This window comes from Paenibacillus sp. CECT 9249 (assembly GCF_918697855.1).
GTDB lineage: Bacteria > Bacillota > Bacilli > Paenibacillales > Paenibacillaceae > MSJ-34.
This window is the reverse complement of record NZ_CAKKLI010000080.1, coordinates 1-11,726: the sequence shown is the minus strand read 5'-3', so window position 1 is coordinate 11,726 and position 11,726 is coordinate 1. Positions and strand designations below refer to the sequence as shown.

The following is an 11,726-nucleotide window of genomic DNA, read 5'->3' as shown; positions in this document are numbered from 1 at the left end:
TGGTAGACTTCACCTAAAAGGTGCTCCTCTCTTTGGGTGTAGTGTTCTCGACAAACACCATTCTACCAAAGATTTGGGCACTTTTTTATGTTTTCAATGAACGGTACTTTCGAAATTTAGGATTATACAAACGTTGAGAGGTTGTAGTATGCCAAAGACGATTTTGATTGTGGAAGACGAACATATTTTGCGCGAAGTGATGAAAGATTATTTGCTTGAAGAAGGATACGAGGTGCTGGAAGCGGGCGACGGCAAACAAGCGCTGGCCTTGTTCCGGGCGCATGACGTGCACTTGATCATTCTCGACATTATGCTGCCCGAATTGGACGGGTGGTCGGTATGCCAGCGCATTCGCAAGATTTCAAACGTGCCGATTATTATGTTGACGGCTCGCTCGGACGAGGACGATACGCTGCTTGGATTCGAGCTTGGCGCGGACGATTACGTCACGAAACCGTACAGTCCGCCGATCTTGCTGGCACGGGCGAAACGGCTTCTGGAAAACCGGCATATCCGGGAACAGGGAAGCGGCGGCGATACGTTATCCGGCAGCGGCATTACGATCCATTTCCCATCCCGCACCGTTTCGATCGACGGGACGAGCTGCAATTTGACGCATACGGAATTTGAAATTTTATCTTACTTGATGAAGAACAAAGGGATGATTATAACAAGGGATCAATTAATCACGAAAATATGGGGCTACGATTTCGTCGGCGACGATCGAACGGTCAATAGCCATATCCGCAATTTGCGTTCCAAGCTGGGGGACCAATCGAAATGCATCGTCACCGTCGTGCGTTCGGGATATAAATTCGAGGATCAATCATGAAAAAGGGCATTGTACTCAAGCTGTTTCTATTAACGACCGCACTATGCATGTTCGTTCTCGCGATCATTTTTATCGGACAAACCCTTTTTTTCAAGCAATTTTATGTCCACCAAAGGATGGAAAACGTGCAGGCGGCCATCGAATCGTATAAACAGGACTACTTGAACCATGCCGGTGACGCACAGGCGGCGGCCAACCTTGAACAAAACTTTTATCAAGAGCATGGCACTTGGATTACGACATTGGACGCTATGGGCAATTTGAAATATACCGGCGATTTTACGATGGAGATCCGGTTGGAGCGCTCCGATGACACTGTCGATCTGCCCGGCCAAACGCTTACCGTCCCGTTGTACACGGTCATGAATGTGGAGGACATGTATACCGACAATCCGTTTCTCGCTCCATGGATTCAAGAGGGCGATCCGATCGCTGTCGAAGGCATCATCGTAAACAATCAGCCGGTTGTGCAGCGGATGGGAAGGAGTGGAGCCAGGCTGAGAGAGGAAGGCCGTCTGGAAAATAGCCAGATGGTAAACAAGGAGTATGAAGTTGTACCCAGGTTCGAAAGTGGGTTTCAATACCATGAAAAGTACCCCACTTTTCTGGTCAAAGGGACGATTACGAAGGTTCGGATACCGGAAGGCGCAGCAATTGGGCGCTATACGAATCATTTATTTCTGGATCGGATCAAAGCGTTGCAGGCGGATCTTTTGTACGGAGATTATGATGGCGGCGTGAATGCCGGTCAAGTCATCGATTTTGAACAAAATCAAGTGAATTACAAAATGTTTGTGAACCGGATCGAAGATCCGGACGGGAAACCGGCATACATCGTCGCGATGACGTCGCTGCAGCCTGTAGCCGAAGCCGCCGGGGTGATGCAAAATTACTACGTCTATATTGTCGTCGCCACACTGCTGCTTGTGCTGCTGGTCTCGTTCTATTTTTCCCGCCGGATTGCCCGGCCGCTGCTGCGAATTAACCGTACGGCGCAGAAAATGGCCGGCTTGGACTTTTCCGAGAAAATTCCGGTCACGACCAAGGATGAGATCGGCGACCTGTCCCGCAACATTAACGAGCTTTCCGAGCGGCTCCATTCCCATATCGCCCGGTTGGAGGAGGATATCGAGAAAGAAAAGCAGCTGGAGAATACGCGAAAGGAATTTATTGCCGGGGTATCGCATGAATTGAAAACACCGCTAAGCGTCATTCAAAGCTGCCTGTCCATTCTTAAGGATGGGGTGGCGAGCCATAAGCGGGATTATTATTTTGCGGCGATGGAAGATGAAGTGAGACGGATGGATCTGCTGATCGCGGATATGCTGGAGCTGGCCAAGTATGAGTCCGGCACATATAAGATGGAGTTGGAATCGTTCGATATCGCCGCCGTTCTGGAGCGAATGTGCGCGAAATTCGCTTCCGAGATCGCGAGCAAGGAGTTGCAACTGCACACTCATCTTCAGCCGATCGAAATCGTGGCCAATGGGCGCCGGATCGAGCAAGTGATCGTCAATTTCCTCACGAACGCGATTCGCTACACACCGGAGCATGGGACTATTATCGTGTCGACCGTCGAAGAGCGGGATTCCGTCAAAGTATGCATCGAAAATAAAGGAGCTCACATTCCGGACGAGCAGTTGGAGAAAATATGGGACCGTTTCTATCGCGGCGAACCTTCCCGGCAGCGCGCGACCGGAGGGACCGGGCTCGGTCTGGCGATCTCGAGGAAGATCTTGGAGATGCACGGCGTGCCGTATGGCGTAACTAATACGGCGGAAGGCGTGATGTTCTATTTCTATCTGAATAAAAAAGGATAGAGGAGTTACTTATCTTTCAATTAAATACCGCGATTTACTCGGCTCGCGTCCCTATTGGAAAACATCCAATAGATATAGCGAATTTGCCGATCCAAACGGGAATCCATTGGAAAATATCCAATGGATTTCTCGTTTATTGCACGATTTAGCCCTTTTTTGAATCATCTACTGGATAAATTCCAATGAAAGGTCGGATTACAGGGATTTTACGGTTAAAACGTTGTATAAAATCCAGCGGAGCGGGAGCGGACCTCCTTTCAAGAACCTGATGCAGCGGTGTCAGGCTTTTTTTCATTCTTTAGAATAATTTAATTTCATCTGCATTTTATCTTTATCTCTCTCTATTATTCTATCTTGTGAGAGAGGGGATGGATGGACATGACAGCACGAACGCACCTTGATCGAAGCCGCAACGAACGCAGGGTGAGAATGAAGAAACGAAGACGGCTCATCCTTCTGTTGGCAGCCGTTATCTTGCTCGTTGTCTCCCTTGTGAAGTTGGCTGCAGCGCCTGAAACGGCGATTGCGCAGCGGCATGCCAAGCAGCCGGCGGACCCGACGACGAGTAGCGAGAGCAAGCCGCAGGGAGAAGAGATGGTCAAGCCTCGGGGAGAAGACGCCAGGCCGCAAGGGAAAATCGTCTATTTGACGTTCGACGACGGCCCGAGCCAATGGACCGGGAAATTTCTCGATGTTTTGCAGGAGCAGGGCGTCAAGGCAACATTCTTTATGCAAGGCAGCAATTTGAAGCGCAAAAGCCTGCAAAGCGATGTGAAGCGTGCGGTACGCGAAGGGCATTATGTCGGCGGGCACAGCATGACTCATCAATATAAAAAGCTGTACGAACAAGGGGAGTTCGTATCCGAGATGCAAGAAACGTTATCGCTGATTCATGATATAACAGGCGAGAATCCGCATTTGGTGCGTCCGCCTTACGGGTCGGCGCCGGGACTGAACGACGAACCAATTCGCGATCGGATCGCCGATGCGGGAATCAAAATTTGGGATTGGACGATCGATTCGAATGATTGGAACTTGAAGGATCATCCGGAACAGATTATCGAGAACGTCAAGAAAGCGACGAAGGTTGATCTGGAAGTCGTACTTATGCATGAAAAACCGCAAACGCTCCAAGTTCTCCCGGACATTATCGCCTTCTATCGGGAAGCGGGATACGAGTTTGGCGTATATGACGATGCCGAACATTTCCACCTGAATTTCCAGAAGGATCATCGCTTGTAAGGACATAGAGAGGGAGAGAGAGATGAAGAAGAGCATACCATGGATCGTTTTGATCGCAGCCGTCGTTTTGATTTTTGCCGTGTACAACGTCTTTTCCGGCAATAGCGGCGCAAGCGACAGCCGTCCGGGCGGAAGCGGCGTCAACGATACGACGCACGACCCGATCTATAAGGTCGTCCTCGATCCGGGACACGGCGGCAAGGATCGCGGCGCGACCGGCGCCAGCGGACAGGATGAAAAGGACTTTACGTTGCAACTGTCGCACAAGGTGAGAGAACGGTTGGAGCAAGAGCCGCAAATCGAGGTCTATATGACCAGAACCGACGACAGTTTTATTTCCTCGATCGATCGGGAGAGACCCGAGTTTGCCAATCAGTTGAACGCGGACGTATTCCTATCCATTCACGGCAATACCTTTACCGACGCCGGCGTTTCCGGCACGGAAACGTATTATTACCGCGAGGAATCGCTTCAATTGGCCGAAATCATGCATAAGCATACGGTGGAAGCGACCGGATTCCGGGACCGCGGGGTGAAGAAAGAAAATTTCTTCGTGGTGAAAGATACGACGATGCCGGCGGTGCTGCTGGAAGTAGGTTATTTGACGAATCCGCAAGACGAGGCGCAATTGTTGAAGGACGAAGTTCAGAATCGGATTGCCGGATCGATCGTAGCCGGGATCAAGGAATATTTGAACATACAATAAACGGGAGAGAGGAATTGGAAAATGAGAAAGAACTTCATTGCATTTTTACTTATTGGAATCATCGCATTATCGCTCGCTGCGTGCGGAAATCAGGGAAAGGGACCGAAGCAGTCCGCGACGGATCAGGAACAAGAGGCGGTACCCGCAACTGCGGAGTATAAAAACGTATTTCAAACGAGCGTATTTCTGGGGGATTCGATTACGGAGGGATTGTCTTTTCACGATGTGTTAGATGAAGCGAATGTGCTTGCCGGCGCGGGGAAAACGGCCGAGTTCGCGCTGGAAGATATCGAGGAGTTGGCGAAGCGAAATCCGAAACATATCTTTATCCTATTGGGTTCGGATGACATTCTATGGCCGACGGACGATCCCAAACAATACTCGCTGACGCAATACGCCAAGTTGATTGATACGATCAAGGATAAACTGCCGGGCGCAGCGATCACGATCTTGCCTGTTACGCCGGTGACGGCCGAAGCGGAGCAAGAAGAACCCCGATACCGCAATATCGAAGACTACAATCAGGGATTGAAGGAACTGGCCGCCAAGGAACAAGTCGGATTCGTCGACTTATCATCGATCTTTGCCGGCAACCCGGACGTGCACGATGCGGACGGCATCCATTTTAAAGCCGAGTTTTATCCGCTCATGCTCGATCTGTTGAAAGATCAAGTGAAATAACATGCGAACGGGTGCATCATTGGAGGTGACGGGAATTGGTATTTAGCAGTCTGCTATTCCTGTTCCTATTTTTGCCGGCAACGATTCTTGTTTATTATCTATCGCCTAGAGGGCTGCGAAATACCGTTCTGCTCGTTGCGAGCCTCGTATTTTATGCATGGGGAGAGCCGTTATATATATTGATCATGATCTTCTCTACCGTCTTTGATTATGCGAACGGATTGCTGATCGATAAGTACAGGCATCGCAAGGCGATTGCCAGAACGGTCTTTATCGTGTCCATCGCCGGCAGTTTAGGCATTCTCTGTTTCTTCAAATATGCCGGGTTTGTCGTGGACAATATCAATCAACTGTTCCATCTCCATCTTCAGGCGGCCGATCTTCCGCTGCCGGTGGGCATCTCCTTCTATACGTTCCAAACGATGTCCTATGTCGTGGACGTGTACCGTGACAAAGTGCCCGTGCAGAGGAATATCGTCTCCTTCGGCGCCTATGTGACGATGTTCCCGCAGCTCGTTGCGGGTCCGATCGTCAAATACGGCGACATCGCGGGGCAACTGGCTTCCCGCAAAGTGACGCTGGACCGGTTCGGCGAAGGGGCGGAATTGTTGATGAGAGGGCTGGCCAAGAAGGTGCTGCTTGCCAACAATATCGGATTGCTGTGGACGAGCGTGAAGGCGACGCCCATGGAGGATTTGAGCGTGCTGTCCGCATGGCTCGGCATCATTGCGTTTACCTTCCAAATCTATTTCGATTTCAGCGGGTATTCGGATATGGCGCGCGGACTCGGCAAAATGTTCGGCTTCGATTTTATGAAAAATTTCAACTACCCTTATCTATCGAAAAGCGTGACGGAATTTTGGCGCAGATGGCATATTTCCTTAGGATCCTGGTTTCGGGAGTATGTCTATATTCCGCTCGGCGGCAATCGGTCGGGCTTGCCGAAGCAACTGCGCAATCTGTTCGTGGTGTGGCTGGCTACCGGCTTATGGCATGGGGCGAGCTGGAATTTTATCGTATGGGGCTTGTATTTCGGTTTCTTCGTCACGGTCGAGAAGCTGTTTCTATTGAAATGGCTGCAGCAGCGGTCCGGCATCGTAGGACATATCTATACGCTGCTCATCGTCATCGTCGGATGGGTATTGTTCGAATTTGAAAATATGGGCGCCGCTTTGCAATTTATCGGAACGATGTTCGGTTTCGGCGCACACGGATTTGCGGACAATATGGCGCTCTATTCCTTGTCAACGAATCTCGTATTGTTGGCGGTGTTGGCGCTGTGCGCGACGCCGCTTCCCCGGAAGGTTCTATCGCATCTCAGGGAAAGAAGCAAGATGGCAGGCGCGATGGCCGTCCCGGCTATTTATTTTGTATTAATGATGCTGTCGACGGCTTATTTGGTCAATGAAACATACAATCCTTTCTTATACTTTCGATTTTGAAGGAGGCGGCGGCCTTGAATCGGCATGACAACATATATAAACATATCATGGCCATCCTGTTATTGCTGTTTATAAGCGTCATCGTTTTCCTTAATCTTATAGCTCCTACCAAAGTATTCTCGGAATCGGAGAATCGCAATTTAGAGCAGATGCCGGAGTTTTCGCTGGACAGTTTGCTGTCGGGAAAGTTTACTTCCAATTACGAGAAGTACGTGTCCGATCAGTTTGCTTTCCGAGACGTTTGGATCGGCGTAAAATCCGATACGGATCGGGCGATGGGGAAAAAGGAGAGTAACGGCGTTTACTTGGGCAAGGACGGATACCTTATTCAGCAATTTACTCCGCCTGCAAAGGGGGAAATGGAAGCAAGGATCGAGGCTATCCATGCGTTTGACGACGCCACGCCTGCCCTGCATAAATATGTGATGCTTGCGCCCACGGCTGTGACGGTGCTTAAGGAGAAACTCCCGGCCTATGCCCCTGACGGGGACGAACTTGCGTATTTGGATGAGGTCCGGCAAGCTCTCCCCGGCGATATCGGTTTTGTAGATGTGTATCCCGCGCTGTATGACGGGCGGGAGCAAGCGCTGTATTATCGAACCGATCATCATTGGACGACCGCAGGCGCCTATTATGCATATCGGGAGTTATGCAAGCAAATGGGAATTGCCCCGAAAGGGGAGGAAGATTTCAACGTTCGGCAAGTCACGGATGAGTTCTATGGGTCGCTCTATTCGAAGAGCGGCTTCCGACATATACAGCCCGACCGCATCGAGCTTTATTTGCCCAAGGATGAAGGGAAGATTGCGGTAGAGTACGCCGACGAAGGGCGAACCTCGGATTCCTTGTATGAGATGGCGAATCTTCATAAGAAGGATAAGTATACGGTGTTCCTTAACGGCAATCATGGGCTTGTGAAGATAAAGACGAACCGTTCGGATGGGAAAAAGCTGCTCGTGGTCAAAGATTCGTATGCCAATAGCATGATTCCTTTCTTAACGAAACATTTCGGCGAAATTTATGTGGTGGACCTGCGGTATTACGAGGAAAACTTGGCGGCGCTTGTGCAAGAACATGAAATCCGCGACATGCTGCTGCTTTACAATATCAATACGTTCTTTGAAGATCCATCTATTATGAACTTATCGGAGTTGATCGAATGAAACAATATAATAGGAAGCTTGCAGCCGCTCTCGTTGCGTTTGCCTTGGCGATCGGCCTTTTGACCGGATGTTCCGGCAAGGGGGACGGGGATGCGGATAAACTATCGGCCGCCGTTGTAGGGGAACGGATCGGGCAGGCGGTGAGCTTGAACGATATGAAACAAGGGGATGCGAAGAAGCTGCAAAAGCTGTATCATATCGATGCCGAGGACGTGGAGGACTTTGTCCTTTATACGGCGACATCGAATGTGAAAGCGGACGAATTGGCGGTAATCAAAGTAAAAGACAAGAATCAAGTCGAAAGCGTCAAAGCGAAACTATTGCAAAGAATCGATGCGCAAACGGTCAAATTTAAAGATTATCGCCCGGAAGAGTATTTTCTCATCGAGAAGCATGTGTTAAAGACGAAAGGCCCGTTTATTCTGTTCGCCGTCTCCCAAGAAGCCGATCGGATGGAACGCGCGTTTGACGAGGCATTTTCATTATAGTTGTTTGATATCCTCTGTCCGAAACGACAGAGGTTTTTTGCGCAGTTTAGTAACGTTTTCTCCGCATAGGGTTGTATAGGTTTTGTATAGGTTGGATTGCTACACTATATCGTAGGGGAGTGTTGAATTTTGGCAGATGATGTCGTTCCGAACAATATTTTGGAGAGGAGGGATTTGACTTCTCATTATGAGTATGCAGAAGAGACGCAATGTAAGGTGAAGTGCGGCATCATTGCCGGAAGACGGTCGGAATGACAACGTTTACGCCAGAAGAGACCCCATTATGTTTTCATATCGAATCCTCCTGCAAATGTATGAAACAGGCAGGTGGATCTCTCTGAGGGAAACCTGTTCCATCTGCTCTCCAACTGGTTCTGCAAATGCCGGGAGGTACGAAAGAACAGGAGGATGAGAGAGCGTGTTTACACGAAGCAGTAAGTTGTATTGGAAGAAGCAGCTTATGGTCTTGCTCGCGTTCGTTGTCGTAGCGGGCGGGTTCCCTGCTGTATTCGCGCCGCAGGTAGCGGAAGCGGCTGAGACGGACCCTATCAAGTGGTTGACGTACAAGTTCGATATTAATGATTTTTCGGAAAAATCTCAGCAGGAACTATTTCAGTTAAATGGGCAAGCGGCATTTTCGGATGGAAGGTTGATTGTGAACCCGGGAGCTCCATTAAACAAGCATATTCCTGGAAGCGCATTTAACAAACAATCTTTTCAACCGCATGAAGAATTTTCGTTTAGTACCGGATTTTCCTTTGTATTTAACGGTAATCCGGGGAAGTCTGCCGATGGAATGACCTTTGCGATTGTGACTGATCTAGAAGGTTTGGGTGACACTGGTGGAGGTATGGGAATACAAGGGGTAGCACCAAGTTTTTCCCTAAAATTTGATACCTATAAAAATGGAGATCCTTATTTTGATCCGTCGTACAACTATATAGGAATTGCAATTGATGGAGACATAACAAATACGAATCCGTTATGGTATAAAGACCTCAACGCTGCTGATATGAGAGATGATTCCGGCAACCCTAAGATTGTTCTGGCAAACGGTAAGACATATTATGCCTGGATCGATTACGACGGTGCATCCAGCAATGTAAAGGTGTACTTGAATGATTTAGCGAGCAAACCAGACGAACCTTTAATCAATGCTGAAAATATCAACCTGAAGGATATTTTTAATGATGCGAATGCCATTTATACGGGTTTCACTGGCGTAGGCTACAATGAATCGCATGAAATTTTAAGCTGGTATTTTGTTAACGACTTTGCGCCGATTGGCGATCTGGACGACACCAGCGGGTACCAACAAGCCCCTTCAACTCTGGAATTGGAAGTTGGAACTGCAAGCCAAGGTGCTTATCCAATTGTGATTACCGCAAAAAACGCTGACGGAAATCCTGCCGCAGATGTGCCAATCACAATAACAGGTTCGCAAAATGGCACTTGGAAAGATGCGGATGGTAATCCGATCACAGACTGGTCTGCGGTGACAACAGACAGTAATGGACAAGTTATAGTTTATTACATTCCTGGCAACGTTTTTGATCCAAGTGATTTAAGAGCAACGGCGGTTGGCGGTGCGATTGCGACCGGAACGATCTCTGCTTTTCCGTCAGCACCAGGTGGGGTAATAGACAAACAACCGGTATTGTGGTTGAAGGCGGATGACGGTGCGACAGAGGATTCTGGAAAATTAAAAGCTTGGAATGACCAATCGGAAAATCCTGTGGAGTTTACTCTTGATGTGCCGGTTGGACAAGAAGCGAGAACACCCAAGTATAATGCGAACGGGGTAAACTTCAACCCAAGTGTGACTTTTAGCAATCCTACTAGCGCTAATCATTATGGAACCTCAGCTAAATTAGTTGGAGATAAGCAGATTACTTTCCAGTCTGGATACGCTGTTTATAAGCCGAATGGTGGAGCACTCGTTGGTTCAACTGAAATACAGGATTACGGTGCTATCATTTTAGGCAGCTATGGCGCTAATTTCGCCGTAGGGACTGGAAAAACGGGTAATTACCGTTATATCCCAGGAGCAAGCAATGCGCGATACCAACTTGTACAGTATGAGATTGAGGATACAATTACTCATACAGGTAAAATTGATGGTAAGCCAGTAACATTAACGAGAAATGATCAGAGTTTTGGACCAATAAAAATTACACCTGTTGTTGGAGCCACTGCTGGTACCAAAGATCTTAACTGGGGAGGTTTAAACGGCGAAGTAGCAGAAATCATTTTATTTGATGGGATGACCACTTCAGACGCAGCAAAAATCGAAACATATTTAGCTGTAAAATATGGCATTACCCTGAATGATGGCAATAGTGATTATGTTGCTACCAGCGACGTAACAGTATGGGATGCTACTAAAAACTCAGGATACAAAAATAATATTGCTGGCATTGGTCTTGACACGATCGAAGGTCTCCATCAAAAGCAGAGCCGCAGTATAAACACTGGCACGCAGATTGTCATCAGCTCAGGTCAATTAACGGAAACTAATGAACCTGACGGTTCAGAGTTGGCTGACGGACAGTACCTAATATGGGGCGATAATGGAGACCCTCTTGTTTTTGACAAGCAAATCGGTATAACGAATGAATACCGTGCGCAACGTGTATGGAAGGTACAGAATACTGGCGGAGTCGGTCTGGTACAAGTCGCAATCCCGGTAAGTGCTATTCCGGCTGGGAAAAAGTTGATTGTGAGTGACAGCGATACCGATTTTACTACTGCTATAGGTTACGAACTAGAAGTTAAAGATCTTAACGGTGTTCCGCACTACGTTGCGACGGTACAGGAAGGTTTGGCAGATGAACAGTTCTTCACTTATGGGGTGCAGGCGCCAACGCCTCAAACCGTGACTCTTGAAGAAGTTGCGAATGACGGAGGAAATGAGATCATTCTAACTTTCGATCAAGAAATTGCGGATGGCGTAACAACAGAAGGTTTTGCGGTTACAGTTGGCGATGCGCTAGAACCTGTTGAAATTAGCGAGATTGTCGTGGAAGGCAATAAGGTGAAGTTGAAACTGTCGAAAGAGCTTCGTCCAGATGATACTTTGAGGCTGAAGTATGAAAAACCGACGGATGGCAACTTAAAAGGGACGAATGGCGCTTTTGTTCTTGATTTTGACAGGAAAGTTGACAACAATCTTATCGCGTTTCCATCTTTAGAGATTACCGAACCAAGCGGCGATACCGTCTATATCAAGAACCCAGAGATCAAAGGAACGGCAGACAAAGAAGCCAAGGTTGAGGTAACCATTAAGAAAGAAGATGGCACTGTCATTGGCCCGGTAGAGGTTGAGGTAGCCGAAGACGGCACCTGGAGCTTC

The 11,726-nt window shown here is 48.4% G+C and carries 8 protein-coding genes and 1 pseudogene; all 9 read left to right on the top strand.

Translation table 11 applies throughout. The features are described from left to right. Positions 1-148 precede the first annotated feature (148 nt). Positions 149-832 (top strand): response regulator transcription factor, encoded by a 684-nt coding sequence (locus LQ229_RS26345; RefSeq protein WP_216539360.1) that lies wholly within the window; start codon positions 149-151, stop codon positions 830-832. Continuing rightward, on the top strand, positions 829-2,652 hold the full coding sequence (locus LQ229_RS26340) for a HAMP domain-containing sensor histidine kinase (protein WP_216539361.1): 1,824 nt from the start codon (positions 829-831) through the stop codon (positions 2,650-2,652). The genes LQ229_RS26345 and LQ229_RS26340 overlap by 4 nt, the downstream gene beginning before the upstream one ends. A gap of 378 nt (positions 2,653-3,030) precedes the next feature. Beyond that, positions 3,031-3,894 (top strand): polysaccharide deacetylase family protein, encoded by an 864-nt coding sequence (locus tag LQ229_RS26335; protein WP_230193356.1) that lies wholly within the window; start codon positions 3,031-3,033, stop codon positions 3,892-3,894. 22 nt (positions 3,895-3,916) lie between these two features. Then, positions 3,917-4,600: an N-acetylmuramoyl-L-alanine amidase gene (locus LQ229_RS26330; protein WP_230193355.1), complete on the top strand. Its 684-nt coding sequence runs from the start codon at positions 3,917-3,919 to the stop codon at positions 4,598-4,600. A gap of 21 nt (positions 4,601-4,621) precedes the next feature. Then, a complete protein-coding gene (locus LQ229_RS26325) occupies positions 4,622-5,281 on the top strand; it encodes a GDSL-type esterase/lipase family protein (RefSeq protein ID WP_216539364.1) in 660 nt (219 codons plus the stop codon). Positions 5,282-5,316: 35 nt separating this feature from the next. Continuing rightward, positions 5,317-6,723 (top strand): MBOAT family protein, encoded by a 1,407-nt coding sequence (locus LQ229_RS26320; protein ID WP_230193354.1) that lies wholly within the window; start codon positions 5,317-5,319, stop codon positions 6,721-6,723. A 47-nt stretch (positions 6,724-6,770) separates the two neighbouring features. Next, positions 6,771-7,886, top strand: a complete 1,116-nt coding sequence (locus LQ229_RS26315; RefSeq protein WP_230193357.1) for a DHHW family protein — start codon at positions 6,771-6,773, stop codon at positions 7,884-7,886. Further along, positions 7,883-8,374, top strand: coding sequence for a DUF4358 domain-containing protein (locus LQ229_RS26310; RefSeq protein WP_230193353.1), 492 nt, complete (start codon positions 7,883-7,885; stop codon positions 8,372-8,374). The genes LQ229_RS26315 and LQ229_RS26310 overlap by 4 nt, the downstream gene beginning before the upstream one ends. Positions 8,375-8,834: 460 nt before the next feature. Further along, positions 8,835-11,726, top strand: a pseudogene (locus LQ229_RS26305) (SwmB domain-containing protein); the annotation flags it as partial.